Source organism: Salmonella sp. SSDFZ69 (assembly GCF_004010755.1).
GTDB lineage: Bacteria > Pseudomonadota > Gammaproteobacteria > Enterobacterales > Enterobacteriaceae > Salmonella > Salmonella enterica.
The window spans coordinates 2,368,731-2,392,075 of the sequence record NZ_CP034831.1 but is presented as its reverse complement, the minus strand read 5'-3'; the positions used below and the strand labels follow the sequence as shown (position 1 = coordinate 2,392,075).

The window sequence follows — 23,345 nt, the reverse complement described above, 5'->3', positions numbered from 1 at the left end:
GGTGAGAAAGCGGAGAAGGCGTCTCACCCCGACGTTAAAGGGGGTTTACTCTTCGCTAAACCAGCCGCTGTTTTCCTGACGGATAAGCTGAACGGATTCGCTAATTTCCTGCAAATGCTGGGTCATTGCGCTCTCAACCGCATTGCCGTCACGATTTTCCAGCGCGGAGAAAATATCATGGTGCTGGCGCAACAACATCTCCGGTGGAGAAACATGATCCAGACTCATATAGCGAACCCGGTCGATTGTCGCTTTGATATTTTCAATGGTATCCCACGCTAACTGGCAATCGGCGATCTGCGCCAGTTTTTGGTGGAAATCGTCATCAAGCTGGAAAAAATCATCAATCTGTTTGCGCTCGATAGCAATATGTTGCAGGTGCAGGTTTTGTGCCAGTTGATAGCACTGATTATCGGTGATCATCGCCGCCGCACGGCGGACCACCGCGCATTCGATCGCCTGCCGAACAAAGCAGCCATTCTGTACCTGAGAAAGCGAAATCTTATTCACATAACTACCGCGCTGAGGGCGGATCTGAATCAACCCATTTTCCGCCAGCTTTATAAAAGCCTCGCGCACCGGTTGACGCGAAACGTTAAAACGGGTTGAGACCTCTTTTTCTGATAGCGGCGTGCCAGGCGGGATAAGACAATGCACGATATCACGCCGAAGAATACGGTAAATTTGCTGGTTGACAGGCTGTGTAGGGTTAAGCTGCGTTTCGACGGTCATTCATTCTTACTTTTTAGGCGGTTGACCCGGATACTCTACCACTTTTCCGTGGTGGTCTATACCGATCATGTTCTTGGTTGCAGATACGTTTGCCAGGGATTACCCGGCCCGCAGACCGGGTATAACCTCTTAGCTACGGTGGACGCTGAGCCCTGCGAAAGATTGGGTAACAGGCATCATTTCAACGGTATTAATATTCACATGCGCGGGGAGTGTGGCCACCCACCATACCGCTTCGGTAATGTCTTCTGGCGTGAGCGCGGTGGTATTTTCGTAAGTTTTACCCGCTTTCTCATCGTCGCCTTTGAAACGGACGCTGGAAAACTCGGTACCGCCAACCAGACCCGGTTCAATGTCGGTCACGCGAACCGCCGTGCCGTGTAAATCCGTGCGCAAATTCAGGCTAAACTGGCGCACAAAGGCTTTCGTCGCGCCATAGACATTGCCACCAGCATAAGGCCAACTGCCGGCGGTCGAACCGATGTTAATGATATGACCGCGATTACGTTCGACCATTCCTGGCAGCACGGCGCGGGTCATATAAATTAAGCCTTTATTATTAGTATCGATCATAGTTTCCCAGTCTTCTACGCTGGCTTTATGCGCCGGTTCAAGACCCAGCGCCAGACCGGCGTTATTGACCAGCACATCAATATCGCGCCACTGCGCAGGCAGAGAGGCCATCATCTCTTCGATGGCCGCGCGGTTGCGCACGTCCAGTTGGGCGGTCAATACGTTCTCGCCAAGCTCATCTTTTAACGCTTGCAGGCGTTCATGACGACGTCCCGTGGCAATGACTTTATGTCCATTCTCAACAAAACGGCGTGCAATGCACTCGCCAAACCCTGCGGTTGCTCCAGTTACTAAAACGATCATCACACAGTTCCTCAACGCTTTTTGTGTTGTATTACCATAGCACGCGGCGTTTATGAAAGGGTAATCCTGGTTAACACGGTTGCGGTCAGCATAGGGGGAAGCTTACTCTTATGATCAACCTATTTTCAGGAGTGAAAAATGTCGACGAATCCTTTGTTAGACCAGAGTATGTTGCCTTATCAGGCACCGCGTTTTGATCGGATCAAAGATTGCCATTATCGTCCTGCTTTTGATGAGGGCGTGCGGCAAAAACGCGTAGAAATCGAGGCCATCGTCAATCATCCGGCGGCCCCTGATTTTACGAATACGCTTCTGGCGCTGGAGCAAAGCGGGGCGCTTCTGTCACGCGTCACCAGCGTTTTTTTCGCGATGACGGCCGCGCACACTAACGATGAACTCCAGCGGTTGGATGAGGCCTTTTCTGCCGAGCTGGCGGCGCTCTCCAACGATATTTATCTGAATAGCGCGTTATTCGCTCGCGTGGACGCCGTCTGGCAACAGCGTCACTCACTGGGGCTGGATGATGAGTCGCTACGGTTGGTCGATGTTATCCATCAGCGTTTTGTGTTGGCAGGCGCGCGGCTTGCCGAAGAGGATAAAGCGCGACTGAAGGTATTGAATACTGAATCCGCGACCTTAATGAGTCAGTTTAATCAGCGTCTGCTGGCGGCAAGTAAAGCGGGCGGGCTGGCGGTAGATGACGCGCATTGCCTGGCAGGATTAAGCCCGGAAGAAATGACCGTCGCTGCTGAAGCGGCGCGTGAAAAAGGCCTGGAGGAGCGCTGGTTCATTCCGCTCCTTAATACGACGCAACAGCCTGCGCTTGCTACGCTGCGCGATCGCCAGACTCGCGAAAATTTATTCGCAGCGTCATGGACTCGGGCGGAAAAAGGAGATGCCCACGATACCCGCGCTATCGTTCAGCGTCTGGTAGAGATTCGTCGCTGTCAGGCAAAACTGCTGGGTTTCCCCAATTATGCCGCATGGAAAATGGCCGATCAGATGGCGAAAACGCCGCAAGCCGCACTGAGCTTTATGCGTGGCATTGTGCCGCCAGCGCGTCAGCGTGTACTCAATGAACAGGCGGAAATTCAGAACGTCATTGATGGTGAGCAGGGCGGCTACACCGTTCAGGCCTGGGACTGGATGTTCTATGCTGAACAGGTACGGCGGGAAAAATATGCGTTAGATGAAGCGCAACTGAAGCCCTATTTTGCCTTAAATACGGTGTTGCAAGAGGGGGTTTTCTGGACCGCCAACCAGCTATTCGGCATCACCTTCGTCGAGCGTTTTGACATTCCGGTGTACCACCCTGATGTTCGGGTGTGGGAGATTTTCGACTCCGATGGTGTCGGCATGGCGTTATTTTATGGCGACTTCTTCGCGCGGGACTCGAAAAGCGGCGGCGCGTGGATGGGGAATTTTGTCGAGCAATCCACACTCAATGAAACCCGGCCCGTTATATACAATGTATGTAACTATCAGAAACCGGTTGATGGGCAGCCTGCATTACTGCTTTGGGACGACGTTATTACGCTCTTCCATGAGTTTGGCCATACGTTACATGGTTTGTTTGCCGTTCAGCGCTATGCCACGCTTTCAGGTACCAATACGCCCCGCGACTTTGTCGAGTTTCCCTCCCAGATTAATGAGCATTGGGCGAGCCATCCACGCGTGTTCGAACGCTACGCGCGTCATGTCGACAGCGGTGAAAAAATGCCCGCTGATTTACAGGAAAAAATGCGCAAGGCGAGTTTATTTAATAAAGGTTACGATATGACTGAATTGCTCGGCGCCGCATTGCTGGATATGCGCTGGCATATGCTGGAGGAGAGCGTAGCAGAGCAGTCTGTCGCTGAGTTCGAGCAGCAGGCGCTGGCCGCCGAGCATCTTGATTTACCGGCGGTGCCGCCCCGCTATCGCAGCAGTTATTTTGCCCATATCTTCGGCGGCGGCTACGCAGCGGGATACTACGCCTACCTGTGGACGCAAATGTTAGCGGATGACGGTTATCAATGGTTTGTAGAGCAGGGCGGCCTGACGCGTGAAAACGGGCAGCGTTTTCGTGATGCTATCCTTTCCCGGGGGAATAGTACTGATTTAGAAACGCTTTATTCAGCCTGGCGTGGACATGAACCGCATATTGACCCCATGTTGCAATATCGTGGGCTCGATCGCTAAGCTGATACGGTTGTTCGGCACTGTCGAACAACCACCTGAAAATGAATCCTGCACTTCTGATGACAGCCAGTTAAATTTATGGGGTTAAATTGTCTGAATATAAAGAGGGCGTGCATTCGGATTTTTCTAATTATTTTCCCGTGGTGGCTTGATTGCCAAAGATTTATTACCGCTTCGCTGTTGATGTTTTCAAAAAATATATTTTCCGCTATGTGTCGGCGTTATGTAAATAATGCAGAAATGAATTTGACACTGCGCACAGGGCGACTAGATTTAGAACTGTATCACATGATATGAGAAGACATATCATATTTAAAACGCAACATCATCATGAGGATTATATTATGGCAGAACATCGCGGCGGTTCCGGTAATTTTGCAGAAGATAAAGAGAAAGCCTCAGAAGCAGGTCGTAAAGGCGGCCAGCATAGCGGTGGGAACTTTAAAAACGACCCACAGCGTGCATCTGAAGCGGGTAAAAAAGGTGGCCAGAATAGCCACAGTGGCGGACGGAAATCCGGCAATTAATTTTACTGCTGATATTTCATAAATATATTCTGAAATATTGCGCATACGATGCGGGCCATAGGCTCGCATTTTTTTATTCTGACCGGGAGTTATTCTGACCGGTCAGATGAAATTATTGTTTATGCTTTCTTCGTTAACAGAAAAAGCAATTCAGCGAGGGCGAAGCGTACGCATTTTTCCAATACTTCCTGACAATCTCCGTTGAAATGTTGTCGGCTTGTAAAAGTTGTATTGTTAATATTCCAGGCAAACCAAACTGTGCCCGCCGGCGTGCCATCTTCGCCGCCTTCCGGACCGCCATAGCCGCTGATTGCTATGCTGATATTGACCTCAGCCTGATCCTTAGCGCCCTGTGCCATTTCAGTAACGACCGCTTCGCTGACGGCGGTATGTTCGGCAAGACTGTGGCGTTGTACGCGTAAGATTTTTGCTTTGGCTTCATCAGTAAAGGTGACATAACCCACACCGTAAAATGAGGGCGTATCTTCTGCTGCGCACAATGCTGAAGCCAGTTTCCCGCCAGTGCAGGATTCTGCAGTGGTCAGACGGAGTTTCTGGTTAACCAGTAAATCACCAAGTTTTTTTGTCAGGCTATCGACGGATTCGGCTTCATCAAGGGTGACAATATCGTGCTGTTCTAATCTCATCGTTTATTTTTCCGTTACAGAGACAAATGAAATCTGTTCGTTCTTCTCAAGTATGGCATATTTATTTTATGACATTGTCAGTGAATGATTATTTTATCCAGTTACCAACAAACCCGCTGTTGCATAACTTGCTTACTTTCTTACGGCGATGACTGTCATTGATTATGCGTAAGGCCATTATCCTCAAAAAATAAAGCCGATTATTCTGAATTGCTATCCAGACGTTGATGCATATGACTTCAGCTATGTGGCAAGTTAACTATTACGCCGTTACGCTTTCGCGCTCACCGGCGCTGATGTCGGTTGCATATTAATCCGGATGGGTTGATTTTATTGCTTAATATTCTTCGGGTAAATTCATGTTTGTAAAAACTAAAAATAGCGGCCAGACTTAATACGTCAAATAGACGTTATTAAGGAGAGAGCATGAAACTACAGGTGGCTGCATTTTTAAGTTTTCTGATAATGCCTTACGCGCTAGCGGATGATCAAGGGGGATTAAAAAAAGACGTGGCACCGCCGCCGCCTCATGCTATTGAGGATGGTTATCGCGGTACGGATGATGCAGAAAAAATGACCATCGAACAGGCAAAAACCCTGCATGATGGCGCGACCGTTTCGCTGCGCGGCAACCTTATTGATCATAAAGGCGACGATCGCTATGTATTTCGTGATAAATCCGGCGAGATTAACGTGATAATTCCTTCCGCCGTATTTGATGGGCGGGAAGTTCAGCCGGATCAAATGATCAACATTAACGGTAGTCTGGATAAGAAAGCGAAGGAACCGCTTGTTCGCGTGAACCGACTGCAAAAATAACGCGCGCTAACCGGCAATATCCAGGTCAGCCATACGGGGCATGCGGCTGGCCTGATACCATGGGTCTTGTAAAAGCGCCTGGGGGACAAAAGGTCTCATAATGTCTTATTCAGGTCTGGTTGCGTATCGTTTAAGCTTCATTGATATTGACGGTGCTACAGTCGTTAGCGATCCGTTATCCTCGCAAGAATTTGCCCGGTAGCGTATAAGCAAAACACAAATCTATCCATGCAAGCATTTACCGCTGGTGAACCGGCGGTTTTTTTTTGCCTGCCATCCAGACAAAAGCGGCCCCTTGCGCAACGATGCAGCAAGGGGCCGGCTCTGCGAGGGATTATCTCCGTTCATTAATCATCCCATTTGTGACTGAACCAGGCGGCCAGAAATCCGGAAAATAAAATAATTCCTAATACAACGATAAAAAGGTTAATACTGCCTAACATCTCGTTTCTCCTTATTTTAGCGTGCATCCTCTTTTTTAAAAAACCTCGTACAGACTATAGTACTAATTTATACTTAAGCAAAGTCTGAATTGCGTATTTATTTTACTGGAAGGGTAAAGCATTAGAATATTTTCGTCAGCGCCCAGGAATATTCCTGAATTACCGCAGTGACAGCAGATAATTAGCCTGCAATATATAGGGTTAACCCAGTGCGCCAGAAACAGCGCACATGACTGGCTGCAGATAATTAACAGGTGATAGCCTGTTGCGTAGGGGTAATCCGCATTCCTTTTAACATCAGTGCCCAGGCGAACACAATGGCGATTATCAGGACAACGAAAAGCGACCAGGCGGGAAGCGTCGTCAGGATGACGCCGCTGGCCAGCGGGTTTACCGCCGCACCCAGCCAGCCCAGCGATTGCGCTGAAAAATAGCTGGCTTTCATCCCGGCAGGCGCAATGTTGTCAATTAACATATATTCGCCGGGGGCATAAATAATTTCGCCAATCGTGAATACTGCCGCTGAAAGCCCCCAAAAAAACAGATTGTCGCCTGAAAAAATAAATCCGATGAGCCCGGCGATAAAAAAGACGGTGCCGGTCGTCATCATTGGTCGAATATTGACGGCGGTAAGTCGACGGCCCACGGCGTATTGCAAACTGACCACAATAACCGCATTAATCGGCAGGACGACGGCTACCACTTTTTCCGCGAAGCCGCTATCGGCAACGACCATAACGTACTGTGAAATACAGGACGCAAAGGCGCCCCCCACAAAGGAGGCCAGAAATGCCGAAAGCGTAAACCACAACAATGCTTTGTCGCGCAGCAGAACGGAGGGAGACCAGATAGCGGCATTTTTCCCCTCGCTGGCGGCAACCGATCGTGTCACCCATACCTGAATAAAGACCAGCGGGAATGCGGAACAGATGGCGGCAAGCCAGAAGGGTAAATTGATGCTTTGCATCACCAGCAGCGTGCCGAGCGGCGGGCCAACCGTCCAGCCGATATTGAGTACGGTATAGTTGAGCGAAAAAATCCGTGTTTTTGTTGTCGCGGTGAGATTATCGGCGAACCAGGCCTTCAGGACGGTAGAAAAAACCGAATAGGCGCAGTTAATAAGCGCAAAAAGCAGGACAACCAGTACGACATTGTGCACCATTGGGATGGCGATAAATCCGCAGGCGAAGGCGATAATCGCGAGTAACATGTAGCGCTTTTTATCAAACTTGTCCGCCAGAATCCCAAAGCCAAGACTAAAGACGACGCCGATCGTTAACGCGCTGGTCAGCGCGTAGCCAATCAGATCCACGCCTAAACCGTACTGACGGTTAAGATAGATGGTCATAAAGGGGAGCGTGGCGCCGCGTCCAATTGTCAATAACAGCGATGAGGCGAGTAGAGCCAACGTCGAACGTCTCAATCCTGGATTCATTTTTCCTGCCTGAAATGGAGGTTACGTATCGGGACGTTTTAATCTACCGTGCCCGCAAAAGCATGATGTCTGTACGCTATAGCGTAGTCTTAACATACCATAACGCAGGATTTTGCCCATCGTGTGTTGTTCAATGCCATGCTCACGGTAAAAAGAAAAGTCCTGTTATGGCGCACTGATTTCCGATAACTTACCTTTTTACAAAATTTTAATAATGACAGGGGCCGATGATGTCGCGTAAAGACGGTTTTTTGGCGTTACTGGTGGTTGTCGTATGGGGGCTCAATTTTGTTGTCATCAAAGTAGGCCTGCACCATATGCCGCCATTATTGCTGGCAGGATTACGATTTTTACTGGTGGCGTTTCCGGCAATTTTCTTTGTCGCCCGGCCTAAAGTCCCGCTTACGCTGTTGCTGGGCTATGGGCTGACGATAAGCTTTGGGCAGTTCGCCTTTCTCTTTTGCGCGATAAAGTTTGGTATGCCCGCAGGACTGGCGTCGTTGGTATTACAGGCGCAGGCCTTTTTTACCATGGCATTGGGGGCGTTTGTTTTTAGCGAGCGGTTACAACGTAAGCAGTTGGCGGGGATCGCCCTGGCGATTATAGGTGTACTGGTATTGATTGAAGCCAGTCTCAACGGACAGCATATAGCGATGTCGGGATTTATGCTGACTCTGGCGGCGGCATTTAGCTGGGCCTGCGGCAATATCTTTAATAAAAAAATTATGCAACATAGTCCGCGCCCGGCGGTGATGTCGCTGGTGGTCTGGAGCGCGCTGATCCCGATCCTGCCGTTCCTGCTGTCATCGCTGCTACTGGAGGGGGCGGATCACATTACGCAAAGCCTTATTACCATCGATATGACGACGATATTGTCGCTGCTTTATCTGGCTTTTGTCGCCACTATACTTGGCTACGGCATCTGGGGCGCGTTACTGGGGCGCTATGAGACCTGGCGCGTGGCGCCGTTATCATTGCTGGTGCCGGTAGTCGGGCTGGCGAGCGCCGCGGTGTTACTCGGGGAAACGTTGACCGGGATGCAGCTTGCGGGCGCAGTACTGATTATGGCTGGACTCTATATCAATGTGTTTGGATTTCGTGTGCGCCGTACTGCGCGCGTCAGGGGATGAGGCATTATGTTACTAAGAAGACAAACGCTAATTTTAGACCATGCCGCAAGGTAATAGCGACGGACTTGTCATCGCCAGACGGTACTAAAAAAATGCCCCGCAAAACGGGGCAAAGAGGTTAAAGGTGTTGGTCGTTATAATAGGGCACGCCTAATTCATCTGACTTATCGCTGTTCACGCTCACGGGGTGAAGGTCATTTGGCGGATCGCCTACACAGGGCAGCAGCATCACATCGCGGCTATTTTGCGCCACAGGTAACAAAGTTTGTTCTGCAATGCCATATCCGGAGGCGATAAGTAACAGACCCGGCAGGGCGGGAAACAGCATTTTCATGGTGCTCTTCGCGTGGCGCATAAACAAACTAGTAGTTGCCATGGTTCAGCGGCAGCATATACCGTGATTCGCCATGCATATTGGTGATCCGGTATTTGTGTGGCGGCACATCAAAATAGTTTTTGAACGTCCGGGTCAATGTTTGCTGTGACTCAAAGCCATAGCGTTCCGCCAGATAGAGAATGGGCTCGTTGCTCTCTTTTAATTTTTGCGCGATTTCCGTCATTTTACGGCTGCGGATGTATTGGCCTAATGAATGACCGGTCTCTTTTTTAAACATCCGTTGCAGGTGCCATTTGGAATATCCTGAACGCTCAGACACTTTTTCCAGTGAGAGCGGCGACTCCAGGTTATCCTCGATCCAGTCCAAAATGCTATGAATAGTAATAGCGTCAGTGTTGCGTCTGGACATCGTCATACCTCTTTTTTGTCTACGGCAGAATTTTCTTGAGCAAATACTCAAGCGTTGCCACTTCGTCCGCCGTTAAGTTTTTTGTTAATTCCTGATGCAGGTCTTGCCCTGGTCGTTGATGACATTGCTCACAAATTGCCGCGCCGTCCGGCGTTAGCTTCACCAGTACGCCGCGTTTGTCATTAGGATTCGGCAGTCTTTCGATCCAGCCTTTGCACAGCAGGCGGTCGAGCATCCGCGTCAATGCGCCGAGATCGACAGACAGCACTTTTTTAAGTTCAACCGGGGTAATACATCCCGCGCAGCGTATCGAGCACAGCACTTTAAACTGTGTTGCGGTGATATCCAGCGGGGATAAATAGTTATTTAACAGGCGATCTTTTTTTTGATTTACCATGTAGATCAAGCGACCCAGCGGAATGATTTCATTGAACAGATCACTGGTGCTTTTCAAAATGGTTGCCCCGGCAAGTAATTAATTTCGTCAGATACTATTGCTCAGGCAAGTATAAGTCAACTAAATGAATTGGCCGATGCCACGATTTGCTAAAAGGCGTCCGGAGTATTGTGCTGTGATAACTTGTAACTAATTGATAATTACAGGTTATAGGTTGTAGAGGATATTAATTTGCACACTGGCGAAATGGCGCGCCTGGGCAATTTCACTTTATACTTCCGGTTCATGAAACGCTGATGGGTAAGAGATAGTATTATGATGGATTTGTTTAAAGCGATTGGATTGGGGCTGGTCGTACTGCTCCCGTTAGCCAATCCGCTAACCACCGTGGCGCTGTTTCTTGGCCTTGCGGGCAATATGAATAGTGCGGAACGCAACCGGCAGTCCTATATGGCTTCGGTTTATGTCTTCGCTATTATGATGGTGGCGTACTACGCCGGGCAGTTAGTTATGAACACCTTCGGTATTTCGATTCCAGGGCTACGGATCGCCGGGGGGTTAATCGTGGCGTTTATCGGCTTCAGAATGCTTTTCCCGCAGCAGAAGGCGCATGAGTCGCCGGAAGCGAAAAGCAAATCGGAGGAGCTGGCAGACGAACCGACGGCCAATATTGCGTTTGTTCCACTGGCTATGCCAAGCACCGCAGGACCGGGGACCATCGCAATGATCATCAGTTCCGCTTCCACGGTGCGTCATGGCGGCGAGTTTCCCGACTGGGTCATTATGGTCGCGCCGCCGATTATTTTTCTTGCCGTGGCGGTGATCCTGTGGGGATGCTTACGCAGTTCTGGCGCTATTATGCGGCTGGTGGGTAAAGGGGGGATTGAAGCGATCTCCCGCTTAATGGGATTCCTGCTGGTGTGTATGGGCGTGCAATTTATTATCAACGGCGTGTTGGAAATTATTAAAACGTACCACTAAGGCGCATTGTCGTCTGCCGGAAACCTGTTCCCGGCAGACGAATGTCTTAATGCGGTTGTTCTTCCAGCGTCACTGGCCATTTGCGGAATATGAGCACAGCCCATACCAGCGCGGCACAGGCGGGTATGGCGCCAATATAGCCGATGGCCGACATTGACCAGTGCAAACTCACCTGATTACCTACCAGCGCGCCAGCGCCAATACCAATATTAAAGATGCCTGAAAATAGCGCCATTGCGACATCGGTCGCGTCCGGGGCCAGCGCCAGTACTTTTACCTGCATACCGAGCCCTATCACCATAATCGCGATGCCCCAGAAAATGCTCAGTATGGCCAGATGCGCTTCGCTATCCGCCGCAGGCAGCAGCAGAAGCAGACAGACAACCAGCAGGGCAATAGCGATACTGACGAGCGACGAGGCATGGCGATTACCCAGTTTACCAAACACGAGGCTGCCGATGATCCCGGCGCCGCCGAGGATCAGTAACAGGACGGTAGCAAAATTCGCACTGAGCCCGGCGACATTCTGAACGAACGGTTCAATATAGCTATAAGCTGTGTAATGCGCAGTCACCACAACGACGGTCAGTACATAGAGGCTCATCAGCGCCGGGCGTCGGAATAGCAAAGGTAAACTTTTTAGTGAGCCGGAATGCTCGCTCGGCAATTTCGGTAGAAGCTTAATCAGACATAGCAGCGTAATTAATGCGCCCATGCCGATGGCAAAAAAGGTGGTGCGCCAGCCAAAATACTGACCAACAACGCGTCCTATCGGCAGCCCAAGCACCATGGCCAACGCGGTGCCGGTCGCTATCAGACTTAATGCCTGCGCGCGTTTCCCGGCAGGGGCCAGGCGGATCGCCAGCGAGGCGGTTATCGACCAGAAAATAGCGTGGGCGAAAGCGATACCAATACGGCTAATGACCAGCACGGTAAAGTTCCATGCCAGGAAGGAGAGCACATGGCTGGCAATAAACAAAACAAACAGACAAATGAGTAGCTTACGGCGCTCCATTTGACTGGTAAGAAGCATAAAAGGCAGCGACATGACGGCAACTACCCAGGCGTAAATGGTTAGCATGATGCCGACCTGCGCGGTTTGCATATGAAAGCTTTCAGCAATGTCTGACAGCAAACCAACCGGCACAAATTCTGTGGTATTGAAAATAAAAGCGGCAATAGCAAGCGTAACTACCCGTAGCCACGCGACCTTGCGGGAAACTGGATTGATTGTCATAAAAATATTTCGGGTTAGTTGCGAGAAGGTGAGGCCGCGATCTTAAAACGTTTACTGGCGAAAAGACAATCATTTTGTGACCTGCTTCTCATTTACTTCGCAGGCCGTTTCGTCTTCAGTCGGCGCTCGCCAGTTGGGCGTTAAGTAACTCGATAAAGGCCTCAAGCTGACGCGTCATCGCCCCGCGCCGCCACATTAGCCATGTGTTAAGCCAGCGCCACTTCTCCGCCAACGGCCAGGCTTCCACCTGATGATGTCCTGGCATACTGTTGAGCATACTTGCTGGCATCAGCGCAATACCTGCGCCGGCAATTACGCACGCCAACATTCCATGATATGACTCCATTTCGTGAATCGTACCGGGGGTCGCGCCATCGGCATGAAACCAGCTTTCGAAATGCCGTCGGTAAGAACAGTTGGCGCGAAAAGCATAGATGTTATAACCATTCACCTCGCTGGCCCGCGAAACGACGGAATGGCCGTGTGGCGCGACGATCATCATCTCTTCCTGGTAAGCCGGTATACCTTCCAGCCCCGGATGCATTAGCGGGCCATCAATAAAGGCGGCGTTCAGCTTTCCCTCGAGCACGCCATCCAGCATGGCGCCGGAAGGACCGGTCGTTAACGCGAACTGAATTTTAGGGTAACGCTGGTTATAACCCGCCAGCAGCGCGGGGATACGTACGGCGGCAGTACTTTCTAACGCGCCGAGTGAAAACAGTCCTTGCGGTTCCTCTCCGGCAACCACCATGCGGGCTTCATCGACCAGCGCCAGGATCTGCTGGCTGTAACGTAAAAAGTTATGCCCGGCTGGTGACAGCCTGAGCCGCTGGTTTTCGCGAATAAACAGAGAGACGCCCAGGTCGGCTTCAAGCTGGCGGATACGCGTGGTCAGGTTGGACGGAACGCGGTGCACTTTTGCCGCCGCCTGCGTAATGCTGCCCGTCAGAGCGACAGCGTTAAACATTTCCAGTTGCGTCAGGTCCATGGTTTTCTCAATTCGTGAATAGTCTGGTTAATATTATTCATTTTTCAGAAAGGGTAAAGGGCGTCATGATGGTACAACTCCCCTGATAACGAGAGAAAGAACATGACCATGATGACTGCAACACAGGCGTTATCCGTGAATCCTGCGACCGGCCAGACGCTGGCGGCAATGCCCTGGGCTAACGCGCAAGAGATTGAACATGCGCTGAGTCTGGCGGCGAGCGGTTTCAAAAAGTGGAAAATGACATCGGTAGCGCAACGGGCGCAAACATTACGCGATATTGGTCAGGCGCTTCGCGCTCATGCAGAAGAGATGGCGCAATGTATTACGCGTGAAATGGGTAAACCCATAAAGCAGGCGCGTGCGGAAGTGACGAAATCCGCCGCGTTATGCGACTGGTATGCGGAACATGGCCCGGCAATGCTGAATCCTGAGCCTACGCTGGTAGAAAATCAGCAGGCGGTGATTGAATACCGTCCGCTGGGCGTCATCCTGGCGATAATGCCGTGGAATTTTCCTTTATGGCAGGTGTTACGCGGGGCAGTGCCGATACTGTTGGCGGGGAATAGCTACTTGTTAAAACATGCGCCCAATGTCACGGGGTGCGCGCAGATGATAGCCCGAATCTTGACGGAAGCCGGTACTCCCGCTGGCGTCTATGGATGGGTGAACGCCAATAATGAGGGCGTGAGTCAGATGATTAACGATCCGCGAATCGCGGCGGTGACGGTGACCGGTAGCGTGCGCGCCGGCGCGGCGATTGGCGCTCAGGCTGGGGCGGCGCTGAAAAAGTGCGTACTGGAACTGGGTGGCTCGGATCCGTTTATTGTACTCAATGATGCCGATCTCGAACTGGCGGTAAAAGCCGCAGTTGCCGGACGCTATCAAAACACCGGACAAGTCTGCGCCGCCGCCAAACGTTTTATTGTCGAAGAGGGCATTGCGCAGGCGTTTACCGATCGTTTTGTGGCGGCTACCGCAGCATTAAAGATGGGTGATCCTCTGGTTGAAGAGAATGACCTGGGGCCGATGGCGCGCTTTGATTTGCGTGATGAACTCCATCAACAGGTGCAGGCTTCCGTCGCCGAAGGCGCACGGCTACTGTTGGGCGGGGAGAAAATCGCCGGGGAGGGCAACTATTATGCCGCGACCGTTTTGGCGGATGTCACACCTGACATGACGGCATTTCGTCAGGAACTTTTTGGGCCTGTTGCCGCCATTACCGTTGCAAGAGATGCGGCGCACGCCCTCGCGCTGGCGAATGACAGTGAGTTTGGCCTGTCGGCGACGATCTTTACCGCCGACGATACGCTGGCCGCGGAGATGGCGGCGCGTCTTGAGTGCGGCGGGGTATTCATTAATGGGTACAGCGCCAGCGATGCGCGTGTGGCATTCGGCGGGGTGAAGAAAAGCGGCTTCGGTCGCGAGCTTTCGCACTTTGGTTTACACGAATTTTGTAATGTGCAGACCGTCTGGAAGAACCGCGTCTAATCGCCCTGACGTCGCGTGGCGCCCTCTGCTATACTCGCAGGCCTTTTCAGACCTGCGAGCAAGGAGCATGTTGTGGCCAGGGCCATGGATAATGCAATTTTAGAGACGATTTTACAGCGCGTTCGCCCCCTCATTGGCCAGGGCAAAGTCGCTGACTATATTCCGGCATTAGCGTCCGTCGAAGGTTCAAAGCTGGGGATAGCGATTTGTACCGTGGACGGGCAGCATTATCAGGCGGGCGATGCGCACGAACGCTTCTCTATTCAGTCTATTTCGAAAGTGCTCAGTCTGGTGGTGGCGATGCGTCATTATCCGGAAGAGGAGATCTGGCAGCGCGTCGGAAAAGATCCTTCCGGCTCGCCATTCAATTCGTTGGTTCAGTTAGAGATGGAACAAGGCATCCCGCGTAATCCATTTATTAATGCGGGCGCGCTGGTGGTATGCGACATGTTGCAAGGGCGGCTTAGCGCGCCGCGTCAGCGGATGCTGGAAGTTGTGCGCGCGCTTTGCGGCGTATCGGATATTACGTATGACGCTACGGTCGCGCGCTCTGAATTTGAGCATTCCGCCCGTAACGCCGCTATTGCCTGGCTGATGAAATCATTCGGTAATTTTCATCATGATGTGCCTACCGTGTTGCAAAATTACTTCCACTATTGTGCGTTGAAAATGAGTTGCATGGAACTGGCGAGGACGTTTGTCTTTCTGGCGAATCAGGGCGAGGCGTTTCATCTCGACGAGCCGGTAGTGACCCCCATGCAGGCCCGGCAAATTAATGCGCTAATGGCGACCAGCGGGATGTATCAGAATGCCGGAGAGTTTGCCTGGCGGGTGGGATTGCCCGCTAAATCCGGCGTGGGCGGCGGTATTGTCGCCATTGTGCCGCATGAAATGGCGATTGCCGTCTGGAGTCCGGAGCTGGATCCTGCGGGAAACTCTCTGGCAGGTATCGCCGCGCTTGAACAATTAACACAAACGTTAGGACGTTCGGTATACTGATGAATGCGCTTGAACCGCTCTTTGCCCGCCTGGCGCGATCGACATTTCGTTCGCGTTTTCGTCTCGGGATAAAAGAAAGACAATATTGCTGGGATAAAGGCGCGGAGGTGATTGATAAACACGCCGCCGATTTTATCGCCCAGCGACTGGCGCCAGCTCACCCGGCGAATGATGGTAAGCAAACGCCGATGCGGGGCCATCCGGTATTTATCGCGCAACATGCGACGGCAACCTGCTGTCGCGGGTGCCTGGCGAAGTGGCACCAGATACCTCAGGGAGAACCGCTGAGCGAAGCGCAGCAACAGTATATTGTCAGCGTTATCCATTACTGGCTGGTCATACAAATGAATCAGCGGTAGAGCGGCGCGTCGTTGCTGACGCTTTCCCCGATAAATCACCCTATACCACTGATAGCAGCCGTTGACCGTCATATATCTCATGTGCTGAAGTGTCTTTTTAGTTACAACATACATTTGGTTGTTTTTTTTTCAATACCTGTCAGCATCGTGCAAAAAAAATGTTCTACAGGGCAGGGGATCCGTGTATCACCAGAAGCTTGCAACCTTGATCTGGATCACGTTTAATGACAGTGCTTTTTTACCTGCTGAAGATAATCATGATCGTTAGACCACAACAGCACTGGATTCGCCTGATATTTGTCTGGCATGGTTCCGTGTTATCTAAAATCTTTTCACGACTGCTCCTTAACTTTCTTCTTTCTATCGCCGTTATTATCATGCTGCCCTGGTACACAATGCTGGGTATTAAGTTTACCCTTGCGCCGTTTAGCATACTGGGCGTCGCTATCGCCATTTTTCTTGGGTTTCGCAATAATGCCTGTTATGCGCGTTACGTCGAAGCGCGACATTTGTGGGGGCAGTTGATGATCGCTTCACGCTCAATACTGCGAGAGGTGAAAACAACCTTGCCTGATGAACGCGGTATCGAGGATTTTGTTCGGTTACAAATCGCTTTTGCCCACTGTTTGCGTATGACATTGCGTCGACAGCCTCAGACGCAAGTTTTGGGCAACTATCTTGACCAGGAGGCGTTACAGAAAGTTGTCGTTTCCCATTCCCCCGCTAACCGTATCTTATTGCTGATGGGAGAGTGGCTGGCGATTCGCCGCCGCAGCGGAAAGCTTTCCGATATTTTATTTCATAGCCTCAACAACCGTTTAAATGATATGTCGTCAGTGTTGGCCGGCTGTGAACGCATCGCCAACACACCGGTGCCTTTTGCCTATACGTTAATTTTGCATCGTACGGTTTATCTTTTCTGCATTATGTTGCCATTTGCACTGGTGGTTGATCTGCACTATATGACGCCGTTTATTTCGGTGCTTATTTCTTATACGTTTATCGCGTTGGATGCGTTAGCGGAAGAGTTGGAAGATCCGTTCGGTACTGAAAATAATGATTTACCGCTGGATGCGATATGCAATGCGATAGAAATCGATTTACTGCAAATGAATGATGAAAGGGATATTCCGGAAAAACGGATACCGGATAAGCACTATCAACTGACCTGAGCTCGTCTTAACTGGCGCAGAATGTTCATCTGCGCCATAACCTGAAGAGCAAAGCTTAATAGCCTTCTCCAACGCCGGTTTTGGCTGGACCGGAGTAGTGGACATGAACGATTCGCCATCCTGTGTTTGGTATCTTCGCCCACACCTGGCTTTCGCGGCCTGTCGTGTGTTGAGTCTGCCCATTATCACGGCGTACCGCGGTAAAATGCCAGTCGAACTCTGCAACGGCGGCATTGCCATACACATGAATAGCCGGGGGAGCGTCCAGTTTTAACGTGCGTTTGCTGAAGGTTTTACCCATAGTGGTGCCATAAAAATTTTCAGCGATCTGCGACCATCCGCGTTCGTGACCGCGTGGATGAATAAAACTGGTATCCGGTGAAACATAAAAAAGCTGCTTGCCTAACGTTGGGTCTGCCTTATCTATTGAATAAAGGTAACGGTTAATGCCTTCTGTAATTTCTTGTTTAACGGTCGACGTAGCTTCATTTTGTGCGGCGGTTGGCGTTGCCGCTGATGCCGATGACGCCATCAGAGTTAACGTTATCGCGGCGGCCGAAAACAATAGTGACGTTTTTTGCATAATAGTTATACCCATATGGTCTGTTTTTGAGACGCTTTATCTTTCCTGTTACGTTCACCTTTATACTAAAGGAGCATGACTCACGAACAATAAAAAACATCCTTCTATAAAATTACCCCGAAAAGGGAGTAGTGCAATTAAGAATATCGTATTTGTTTGTAACGGCATGACTCAAAATATCAACATTTAGAGTTTCAGTATTGTTGTTGTCCATTGACTTACTTTTATGTTTATTACCACTGGTAAATAGTTAATCTTATGAATAGTGATACACAAATGACCGTTTGCGCTATGTGATAATTAACCATAGTAAAAATACACGAAGCGAAGAAGTGCTATTTCAGTAGTACTGATATTTTCATAACGCTAATTTAAAAATAAATGTAAACGTAACAAATTATACACAAAAATAAGAAGGGCTGTGGCCTCAACTGACTTGATTATGATTCCGTCTTAACGAATGCCAGCCGAGTGTTAAGTGCCATTCTCGCCCTGGCATCCCCGACCGTAAGCCAGTTCTCTACTGGTAACCCCCTTGTTATTACAGCAGAAAACAGGGCATATCATTGATGTAGTCATGCTTAACTTGCATTTTAACATCACTAATACATAGCAAGCTAATATTACACTTTGAAACTTAACGCACGGTAATTGTTAGTGATATTGTCCTGGACAGTTCCGCGAGCAGGTTTTGCGGAAAGTCCAAAAATAAGACAAATAAGGCATATAAAATGAAAAAAGTAGTGGTGTTATCTGCGGTAGCCGCAGCCGTGATGATGGCTGGAGCCGCCAACGCAGCAGAAATCTATAACAAGGATGGCAATAAACTGGATTTGTATGGCAAGGTCGACGGCCTGCATTATTTTTCCAGTAATCATAGTACGGATGGCGATCAATCTTATATCCGTATGGGTATTAAAGGCGAGACTCAAATTACCGATCAACTAACCGGTTTTGGACAGTGGGAGTATCAGGTCAACGCCAATCGTCCGGAAGATGGTGACTCCAGCGGTTCCCCGCAAAGCTGGACGCGTCTCGGTTTTGCTGGTTTGGCATTTGCCGATATGGGGTCTGTTGATTATGGTCGTAACTATGGCGTGTTATACGACATCGGTTCATGGACTGACGTACTGCCTGAATTTGGTAATGATTCGTATGAAGCTTCCGATAATTTTATGACCGGACGCGCGAATGGCGTTCTGACTTATCGCAATAATGATTTCTTTGGTCTGGTTGATGGTCTGAATATTGCGTTGCAGTATCAGGGTAAAAATGACGGCCTGTCGAAAGAAGGCGATCCTTTAAGTAATAATGCCAGAAAAAGTATCGCGTACCAGAATGGCGATGGTTTCGGGGCATCAGCGACATATGATTTGGGCATGGGGGTGAGCCTGGGGGCAGCCTATACCAGTTCCAAACGCACGCTTGATCAGATGACGCAAGATAAATACGACAATGGCGACCGCGCTGAAGCCTGGACTGGCGGCGTGAAGTATGATGCCAATAATATTTACCTGGCGGCAAACTATACCCGTACTTATGATATGACCTATATGGGCGATACATTGGGCGGCTTTGCACATAAAACCGATAACTGGGAAATGGTAGGGCAATATCAATTTGATAATGGCTTACGCCCATCACTGGCGTTCCTGCAATCCAGAGCCAATGATGTTAATGGACTGGGTTCGTTCGACCTTGTGAAATATATTGATGTGGGTTCCTATTACTACTTCAATAAAAATATGTCCGCGTATGTTGACTACAAAATCAATCTGCTAAAAGATGGCAACCCATCGAATCCTAATACAGACAACACCGTGGCGCTCGGCTTAGTCTACGAGTTTTGATAAAACTTGCTGATTAAGACAGTTTAGGGATACCCTCCTTTTCCCAAAACTGGGTCACTGCTTAACCTTTATTATTGTTAATTTATTCTTTTATTATTTCAGGACGCTTCTGGCGTCCTTTTTTATTGACTATTCGACTTCGATCTCGCGAATGCGCATTCTGCTACTGTCATCTATCTGCACTTTGCCTGAATGACAAAAGGGACAACAGAGTGTGGATGTTTGAGAGGTAAAGGGTTGATTACAGGACAGACACCAACCTTGCGCCGGTGCGATAGTAATGTGGAAACGCGCATTGTCAGCAAGGGTATGACGAGCGGCGACATCCAGGCCAAAATGCAGCGCCGGCACCTCAACACAGGCCATAACGCCAATCTCCAGCCAGACTTGCTTTACCTTGCTGAACTGGTGATTTACTGCCTGTTCCTCCAGCAATTCGATAATATTTTGCGCCAGGGCTAATTCATGCATGGGCCAGCTCCTTCATTCAACAATATTTACGGCGACACAAGGATCAATTACCTGTAACTGTTGCGACCACAATGAGAGTGGAATAGTGGCCAGTTCGCGAGCAATGACGCCGTCAGATTGGGCGTGACGTGTGGTAGGCGAGATAATACGGTAATCAAGAATATTGCCCGACGTCGTCAGTCTGGCCTGATGAACTAACCATCCTCGCGCGGTTTCCACTACCGCTATTTTCCATTCGCCATCATCAAAACGATTCCAGCGCAGGGTAGGAAGGGCGCTCAAACTTCGGGCGAGCGTAATGCAGCGGGCCAGCAGACGTAGCGCAGTCGTTTTTCCGCTAAGACAACAGGCTGACAGTAGCGGATATTCGATAGCCAGAGGCGAGACATCCAGGGGACCATGGGTTATTAACGTATGGTCCGGGGACGACGCCATCGGTAGTGTAGGTGTAATGATATTCTGTACTGCCGCCAGCCAGCGGGCGGTTTCAGAACGCTCTTGCAAAAACCAGGCTTCCCAGCCCTTTAAGCCAGCGGCAAGCCAGGTCTGAGGATCATCGTCAAAAAAGATTGTGCTTGCCAGCGGGGATAACTCTCCGCGACGTAACAACGCCCATTCTTCAGCGGTTGCCTGTCGGTGGCTAAACAGGGGGAGCCAGTCGGTCAACGCGCGACGGAGCGTTTCTCGCGCCAGCTCTTGTTGTGCGGCCTGCATATCTGGCTTCTCTTCAGGAAACAACAGTAAAGCCGCCGCCGCGCTGTGCGCCTGAGCGCACAACGTAAACAAACGTGAAATAAGCGTTTTTGCGTATACCGGCGTTGCGCCCTGTAACAAACGACCGATCGGCGCCTCCTGCCAGGTAATCCGTAGCGGGTGAGAATAGACGGTCAATCTTTGCACGAATTATTACCTTCACCGATCACCATAAACCCGGACTTACTGGTTTCGCAAACCGGACAGCACCAGTAATCAGGTAACTGGTTGAAGGGCACGCCGGGTGGAATTTGCCATACATCATCGCCCAGCGCAGGGTCGTAAACCCACCAACATACTTTGCACTCCATGCGCACCACTGGCTCATTTTCTGTGACCGGGTATTCTTTCAACCATTCCAACGTATTTTTTAGCCCCGCGTAGGCATCTTCGATATCGTCGATGCCTGCAACGGCGATATCAGGAATGTCCGCTATCTCAATCATATCTTGCAGTAATGTGTTCATATCATTGAAATAATTGACCCGCCATACGCCGGGAAAATGCGTGCTTACAATCCGGCATTTACCATATCCGCGTGAAAAAATAGCGCTACAGCCTTCGCCTAAAAAATGATCCAGATACTCGCGATCGGCATCGTTTACTGGCAATAGCGTTAAGTTAATGATATGCGGCTCTTTTACCGGCTGTTTTACGCGCTCGGCTATTTCATGCGCGATAAAGGCGCCATTCATCAATCCCGCCGGTTGTGGCGGCAATTCTGGTGTAATCGGCGGCTGCGGATGCGTCTGCCAGATGCTCTCCGGGATCGGGCCAATGATAATTTCATCGGCAACCCGTTGCTGGTCAGCGTTATATTCACGTACACGCCAGACGCCCGTAAAAACCGTCTCCTGAATACGCTGTTCTTTTCCATCGGATAATAGTACCCGGGCGGAGATTTCACCTTCGCCGAGCAGTTGATCCAACAAACCGCTATTCTGTTGCTCAGTGGCATTCAGCTTATAGCTCAGGGGAAAGGGGAGAGTTGCTACCGGGTTATCCATATCGCGAATAAGCGTAGTCAGGATGTGTCTGGCAACACGAAGCTCAGCGGGCAGCGCCTGTTCCGGTAAAACCGGCGTCCGTGGGAGATTAATGCCGGCGGGGATAGGAAGAAAGTTAAAGTCTTCCTCTTCTGGCTGCGAGCCTGGTCCGGCAATATTAACGACTGGAATAGTTCTGGAATGATTCACGTGTGTTACCTTTCATTCTATTGCGTAATAACGGGAATATCCTGACGATAGCCCGGTGTGGTCAGCAATGCGGCCACCCGCTGAGAGTATTCTTGCCAGCTATATAATCCCGCCAGACTGCCGACAAAACGGTGCTGGCGAAAGAAAAGCAGCGCCGGATATTTCAGAATGCGATACTCCCGGGCGATCAGTTCACTCTGTTCGCTATCCGCAAATGCCGCGGTATAAGACATCGCCGGAAATTGCTTGAGGATCTCCGGGATAATGACCCAACTGTCGGCGACTTCCGGATGTTTGTTGGGGTCGCTTTGCAGCAAAACCAGCACAGTCGGATGCGCATTAATCAACGACGGGAGCGTTTGTGCATCGGTAACCAGAAAGCCTTTATCCGCCAGTGGACAAACAGAATTTTGGGGTGAGATAGTCATTTTTTTAAATGCTCCGGTAATTCAGGCGTGCGAGACAATAAATCGGCAAAACCGGTCAGCGGATCGCTTTGCGTGAGCATGGCCTGTTCCAGTGAGTCCAGCGCCGCCAGTACCTCAGCGGCTTCCGCTTCGTCCATTTCTCGTCGCGCTGCGCCGCCAAATGTCAGCAGCCATGCGCCTGCTAAGGGGGGAGCCACAAGCCGAATATCAACGTCGATAAGCTCGCCGTGTCGGTCGCGGCATTTGGCGAACCACTGACCGGGTGAAATAACCTGCACAGGAACGCCGATACACATTATGATTTCTCTCTCTGTAGCACCCGAATATCGCCGACCCGGCAAGCGCTTTGCGCATCTGGCCGTTCATCTTCGTAGCGTTCCATACACAGGCTGTAATGATTGAGTCTTTCAGTGGGCAAGGCCGCTGAAGAGGCGGTGATACCCCATTGCGCCAGCACTTCCTGCGCGAGATAGACCGCAGGCATCAGTTGCGCCTTTACCTGCGGCGTAAGACTTCCGCCATAGTCATCCAGACATTCCGGCTGCACGCCAATCAGCACAATCTCCGATAACTGGCCGCCGGTTAATTGCAGCAATGCCAGCACTTCAGAAAAACTGGTCTGATGTAAACTGAGTTTTTTCGCCGTCAGATAGGCGGGAACCTGTTCATCACGAAACATCGCCAGCGAACCTGGCGCCATACCAAAATCGATAGCATCCATGATTAACAGTTTTTCGGTTTGTTGCAGCCAGGGCAGCAGCGCCAGCCCCTGCGTACCGCCATCAACAACGTCAACTTTCTCGTTATCGGCATACTGTTCAAACAGCTTTTCCGCCGCTCTGACGCCGAACCCTTCATCTGCCCAAAGCAGGTTGCCAAGCCCTAAGATTGTTACTTCTGCCAT

Annotated in this window: 27 protein-coding genes; 10 read left to right on the top strand and 17 right to left on the bottom strand. The window is 50.4% G+C overall.

Translation table 11 applies throughout. The features are described 5' to 3' along the window. Window positions 1-45 precede the first annotated feature (45 nt). Both EOS98_RS11890 and ydfG read right to left on the bottom strand, forming a co-directional pair. Window positions 46-732 (bottom strand): GntR family transcriptional regulator, encoded by a 687-nt coding sequence (locus EOS98_RS11890; protein ID WP_000215563.1) that lies wholly within the window; start codon window positions 730-732, stop codon window positions 46-48. Window positions 733-861: 129 nt separating this feature from the next. Next, a complete protein-coding gene (gene ydfG / locus EOS98_RS11885; RefSeq protein WP_000636564.1) occupies window positions 862-1,608 on the bottom strand; it encodes a bifunctional NADP-dependent 3-hydroxy acid dehydrogenase/3-hydroxypropionate dehydrogenase YdfG in 747 nt (248 codons plus the stop codon). Window positions 1,609-1,746: 138 nt separating this feature from the next. On the opposite strand from ydfG, the gene dcp reads away from it, so the two are divergent. Next, window positions 1,747-3,789 (top strand): peptidyl-dipeptidase Dcp, encoded by a 2,043-nt coding sequence (gene dcp, locus EOS98_RS11880; RefSeq protein ID WP_017441367.1) that lies wholly within the window; start codon window positions 1,747-1,749, stop codon window positions 3,787-3,789. A 344-nt stretch (window positions 3,790-4,133) separates the two neighbouring features. Next, a complete protein-coding gene (locus tag EOS98_RS11870) occupies window positions 4,134-4,316 on the top strand; it encodes a general stress protein (RefSeq protein ID WP_000807642.1) in 183 nt (60 codons plus the stop codon). Window positions 4,317-4,435: 119 nt separating this feature from the next. Here the strand turns inward: EOS98_RS11870 and EOS98_RS11865 are convergent, their stop codons facing one another. Continuing rightward, on the bottom strand, window positions 4,436-4,963 hold the full coding sequence (locus EOS98_RS11865) for a 2-oxo-tetronate isomerase (protein ID WP_001235357.1): 528 nt from the start codon (window positions 4,961-4,963) through the stop codon (window positions 4,436-4,438). A 426-nt stretch (window positions 4,964-5,389) separates the two neighbouring features. Between EOS98_RS11865 and EOS98_RS11860 the strand changes: the two genes are divergently transcribed. Next, on the top strand, window positions 5,390-5,782 hold the full coding sequence (locus EOS98_RS11860) for a YdeI family stress tolerance OB fold protein (protein ID WP_000776348.1): 393 nt from the start codon (window positions 5,390-5,392) through the stop codon (window positions 5,780-5,782). Between the two features lie 347 nt (window positions 5,783-6,129). Here the strand turns inward: EOS98_RS11860 and mgtS are convergent, their stop codons facing one another. Together mgtS and ydeE are read right to left on the bottom strand one after the other, a co-directional pair. After that, on the bottom strand, window positions 6,130-6,225 hold the full coding sequence (gene mgtS / locus EOS98_RS11855) for a protein MgtS (RefSeq protein ID WP_000901531.1): 96 nt from the start codon (window positions 6,223-6,225) through the stop codon (window positions 6,130-6,132). A gap of 247 nt (window positions 6,226-6,472) precedes the next feature. Then, complete coding sequence (ydeE, locus tag EOS98_RS11850; RefSeq protein WP_064013360.1) at window positions 6,473-7,660, bottom strand: efflux MFS transporter YdeE; 1,188 nt, start codon at window positions 7,658-7,660, stop codon at window positions 6,473-6,475. 227 nt (window positions 7,661-7,887) lie between these two features. On the opposite strand from ydeE, the gene eamA reads away from it, so the two are divergent. Further along, on the top strand, window positions 7,888-8,790 hold the full coding sequence (gene eamA, locus EOS98_RS11845) for an O-acetylserine/cysteine exporter (protein WP_000987750.1): 903 nt from the start codon (window positions 7,888-7,890) through the stop codon (window positions 8,788-8,790). A 118-nt stretch (window positions 8,791-8,908) separates the two neighbouring features. On the opposite strand, the gene marB is transcribed toward eamA, so the two are convergent. From marB to marR, 3 genes are read right to left on the bottom strand one after another with little or no spacing between them, the layout of a single operon-like run. Further along, window positions 8,909-9,124 (bottom strand): multiple antibiotic resistance protein MarB, encoded by a 216-nt coding sequence (gene marB / locus EOS98_RS11840; protein WP_000783049.1) that lies wholly within the window; start codon window positions 9,122-9,124, stop codon window positions 8,909-8,911. Window positions 9,125-9,152: 28 nt separating this feature from the next. Next, on the bottom strand, window positions 9,153-9,536 hold the full coding sequence (gene marA, locus EOS98_RS11835) for an MDR efflux pump AcrAB transcriptional activator MarA (RefSeq protein WP_000091194.1): 384 nt from the start codon (window positions 9,534-9,536) through the stop codon (window positions 9,153-9,155). Window positions 9,537-9,555: 19 nt separating this feature from the next. After that, a complete protein-coding gene (gene marR / locus EOS98_RS11830; protein ID WP_000843434.1) occupies window positions 9,556-9,990 on the bottom strand; it encodes a multiple antibiotic resistance transcriptional regulator MarR in 435 nt (144 codons plus the stop codon). 258 nt (window positions 9,991-10,248) lie between these two features. On the opposite strand from marR, the gene EOS98_RS11825 reads away from it, so the two are divergent. After that, window positions 10,249-10,914, top strand: coding sequence for a MarC family NAAT transporter (locus EOS98_RS11825; RefSeq protein WP_000968968.1), 666 nt, complete (start codon window positions 10,249-10,251; stop codon window positions 10,912-10,914). 46 nt (window positions 10,915-10,960) lie between these two features. Here the strand turns inward: EOS98_RS11825 and EOS98_RS11820 are convergent, their stop codons facing one another. Then, window positions 10,961-12,151 (bottom strand): sugar transporter, encoded by a 1,191-nt coding sequence (locus EOS98_RS11820; protein WP_000154617.1) that lies wholly within the window; start codon window positions 12,149-12,151, stop codon window positions 10,961-10,963. Window positions 12,152-12,266: 115 nt separating this feature from the next. Further along, window positions 12,267-13,139 (bottom strand): putrescine utilization regulator PtrR, encoded by an 873-nt coding sequence (gene ptrR / locus EOS98_RS11815; RefSeq protein WP_000366537.1) that lies wholly within the window; start codon window positions 13,137-13,139, stop codon window positions 12,267-12,269. A 102-nt stretch (window positions 13,140-13,241) separates the two neighbouring features. On the opposite strand from ptrR, the gene sad reads away from it, so the two are divergent. From sad to EOS98_RS11795, 4 genes are all read left to right on the top strand, one after another. After that, the gene (gene sad, locus EOS98_RS11810; RefSeq protein ID WP_126524098.1) at window positions 13,242-14,630 is read left to right on the top strand and encodes a succinate-semialdehyde dehydrogenase; all 1,389 of its coding nucleotides are present in this window, start codon (window positions 13,242-13,244) and stop codon (window positions 14,628-14,630) included. A gap of 72 nt (window positions 14,631-14,702) precedes the next feature. Next, window positions 14,703-15,629, top strand: coding sequence for a glutaminase B (gene glsB, locus EOS98_RS11805; protein ID WP_000090081.1), 927 nt, complete (start codon window positions 14,703-14,705; stop codon window positions 15,627-15,629). Beyond that, a complete protein-coding gene (locus EOS98_RS11800; protein WP_000992449.1) occupies window positions 15,629-15,988 on the top strand; it encodes a DUF4186 domain-containing protein in 360 nt (119 codons plus the stop codon). Before glsB ends, EOS98_RS11800 begins: the two co-directional genes overlap by 1 nt. A 257-nt stretch (window positions 15,989-16,245) precedes the next feature. After that, window positions 16,246-17,160 (top strand): bestrophin family protein, encoded by a 915-nt coding sequence (locus EOS98_RS11795; protein WP_268651560.1) that lies wholly within the window; start codon window positions 16,246-16,248, stop codon window positions 17,158-17,160. A gap of 55 nt (window positions 17,161-17,215) precedes the next feature. Here the strand turns inward: EOS98_RS11795 and EOS98_RS11790 are convergent, their stop codons facing one another. Beyond that, window positions 17,216-17,758: a YybH family protein gene (locus EOS98_RS11790; protein ID WP_047606206.1), complete on the bottom strand. Its 543-nt coding sequence runs from the start codon at window positions 17,756-17,758 to the stop codon at window positions 17,216-17,218. Window positions 17,759-18,474: 716 nt separating this feature from the next. Between EOS98_RS11790 and ompC the strand changes: the two genes are divergently transcribed. Beyond that, window positions 18,475-19,593 (top strand): porin OmpC, encoded by a 1,119-nt coding sequence (gene ompC, locus EOS98_RS11785; RefSeq protein ID WP_000758336.1) that lies wholly within the window; start codon window positions 18,475-18,477, stop codon window positions 19,591-19,593. Between the two features lie 129 nt (window positions 19,594-19,722). Here the strand turns inward: ompC and hypA are convergent, their stop codons facing one another. From hypA to hybD, 6 genes are read right to left on the bottom strand one after another with little or no spacing between them, the layout of a single operon-like run. After that, a complete protein-coding gene (gene hypA / locus EOS98_RS11780) occupies window positions 19,723-20,064 on the bottom strand; it encodes a hydrogenase maturation nickel metallochaperone HypA (protein WP_000544772.1) in 342 nt (113 codons plus the stop codon). 12 nt (window positions 20,065-20,076) lie between these two features. Continuing rightward, window positions 20,077-20,964 (bottom strand): ATP/GTP-binding protein, encoded by an 888-nt coding sequence (locus EOS98_RS11775; RefSeq protein ID WP_126524100.1) that lies wholly within the window; start codon window positions 20,962-20,964, stop codon window positions 20,077-20,079. Further along, on the bottom strand, window positions 20,952-22,013 hold the full coding sequence (locus tag EOS98_RS11770) for a hydrogenase expression/formation C-terminal domain-containing protein (protein WP_126524101.1): 1,062 nt from the start codon (window positions 22,011-22,013) through the stop codon (window positions 20,952-20,954). The genes EOS98_RS11775 and EOS98_RS11770 overlap by 13 nt, the downstream gene beginning before the upstream one ends. 17 nt (window positions 22,014-22,030) lie before the next feature. Beyond that, window positions 22,031-22,441, bottom strand: coding sequence for a hydrogenase (locus EOS98_RS11765; protein WP_126524102.1), 411 nt, complete (start codon window positions 22,439-22,441; stop codon window positions 22,031-22,033). Continuing rightward, window positions 22,438-22,737 carry a HypC/HybG/HupF family hydrogenase formation chaperone gene (gene hypC, locus EOS98_RS11760; RefSeq protein WP_000334904.1) on the bottom strand — a complete coding sequence of 100 codons (300 nt, stop codon included), beginning with the start codon at window positions 22,735-22,737 and terminating at the stop codon, window positions 22,438-22,440. Before hypC ends, EOS98_RS11765 begins: the two co-directional genes overlap by 4 nt. Continuing rightward, entirely contained in the window at window positions 22,737-23,345 is a 609-nt protein-coding gene (hybD, locus tag EOS98_RS11755; RefSeq protein ID WP_000852664.1) for a HyaD/HybD family hydrogenase maturation endopeptidase, read from the bottom strand. The genes hypC and hybD overlap by 1 nt, the downstream gene beginning before the upstream one ends.

Bases quoted from the DNA above. Each gene is read 5' to 3' on its own strand.
- EOS98_RS11860 (WP_000776348.1), top strand. From the start codon at position 5,390: ATGAAACTACAGGTGGCTGCATTTTTAAGTTTTCTGATAATGCCTTAC.
- ydfG (WP_000636564.1), bottom strand. From the start codon at position 1,608: ATGATCGTTTTAGTAACTGGAGCAACCGCAGGGTTTGGCGAGTGCATT.
- EOS98_RS11865 (WP_001235357.1), bottom strand. From the start codon at position 4,963: ATGAGATTAGAACAGCACGATATTGTCACCCTTGATGAAGCCGAATCC.
- EOS98_RS11870 (WP_000807642.1), top strand. From the start codon at position 4,134: ATGGCAGAACATCGCGGCGGTTCCGGTAATTTTGCAGAAGATAAAGAG.
- EOS98_RS11800 (WP_000992449.1), top strand. From the start codon at position 15,629: ATGAATGCGCTTGAACCGCTCTTTGCCCGCCTGGCGCGATCGACATTT.
- mgtS (WP_000901531.1), bottom strand. From the start codon at position 6,225: ATGTTAGGCAGTATTAACCTTTTTATCGTTGTATTAGGAATTATTTTA.
- dcp (WP_017441367.1), top strand. From the start codon at position 1,747: ATGTCGACGAATCCTTTGTTAGACCAGAGTATGTTGCCTTATCAGGCA.
- ptrR (WP_000366537.1), bottom strand. From the start codon at position 13,139: ATGGACCTGACGCAACTGGAAATGTTTAACGCTGTCGCTCTGACGGGC.
- EOS98_RS11765 (WP_126524102.1), bottom strand. From the start codon at position 22,441: ATGACTATCTCACCCCAAAATTCTGTTTGTCCACTGGCGGATAAAGGC.
- eamA (WP_000987750.1), top strand. From the start codon at position 7,888: ATGATGTCGCGTAAAGACGGTTTTTTGGCGTTACTGGTGGTTGTCGTA.
- ydeE (WP_064013360.1), bottom strand. From the start codon at position 7,660: ATGAATCCAGGATTGAGACGTTCGACGTTGGCTCTACTCGCCTCATCG.
- ompC (WP_000758336.1), top strand. From the start codon at position 18,475: ATGAAAAAAGTAGTGGTGTTATCTGCGGTAGCCGCAGCCGTGATGATG.
- hypA (WP_000544772.1), bottom strand. From the start codon at position 20,064: ATGCATGAATTAGCCCTGGCGCAAAATATTATCGAATTGCTGGAGGAA.
- EOS98_RS11890 (WP_000215563.1), bottom strand. From the start codon at position 732: ATGACCGTCGAAACGCAGCTTAACCCTACACAGCCTGTCAACCAGCAA.
- EOS98_RS11790 (WP_047606206.1), bottom strand. From the start codon at position 17,758: ATGGGTATAACTATTATGCAAAAAACGTCACTATTGTTTTCGGCCGCC.
- EOS98_RS11825 (WP_000968968.1), top strand. From the start codon at position 10,249: ATGATGGATTTGTTTAAAGCGATTGGATTGGGGCTGGTCGTACTGCTC.
- marB (WP_000783049.1), bottom strand. From the start codon at position 9,124: ATGAAAATGCTGTTTCCCGCCCTGCCGGGTCTGTTACTTATCGCCTCC.
- sad (WP_126524098.1), top strand. From the start codon at position 13,242: ATGACCATGATGACTGCAACACAGGCGTTATCCGTGAATCCTGCGACC.
- marA (WP_000091194.1), bottom strand. From the start codon at position 9,536: ATGTCCAGACGCAACACTGACGCTATTACTATTCATAGCATTTTGGAC.
- EOS98_RS11795 (WP_268651560.1), top strand. From the start codon at position 16,246: ATGATCGTTAGACCACAACAGCACTGGATTCGCCTGATATTTGTCTGG.
- hybD (WP_000852664.1), bottom strand. From the start codon at position 23,345: ATGGCAGAAGTAACAATCTTAGGGCTTGGCAACCTGCTTTGGGCAGAT.
- EOS98_RS11820 (WP_000154617.1), bottom strand. From the start codon at position 12,151: ATGACAATCAATCCAGTTTCCCGCAAGGTCGCGTGGCTACGGGTAGTT.
- hypC (WP_000334904.1), bottom strand. From the start codon at position 22,737: ATGTGTATCGGCGTTCCTGTGCAGGTTATTTCACCCGGTCAGTGGTTC.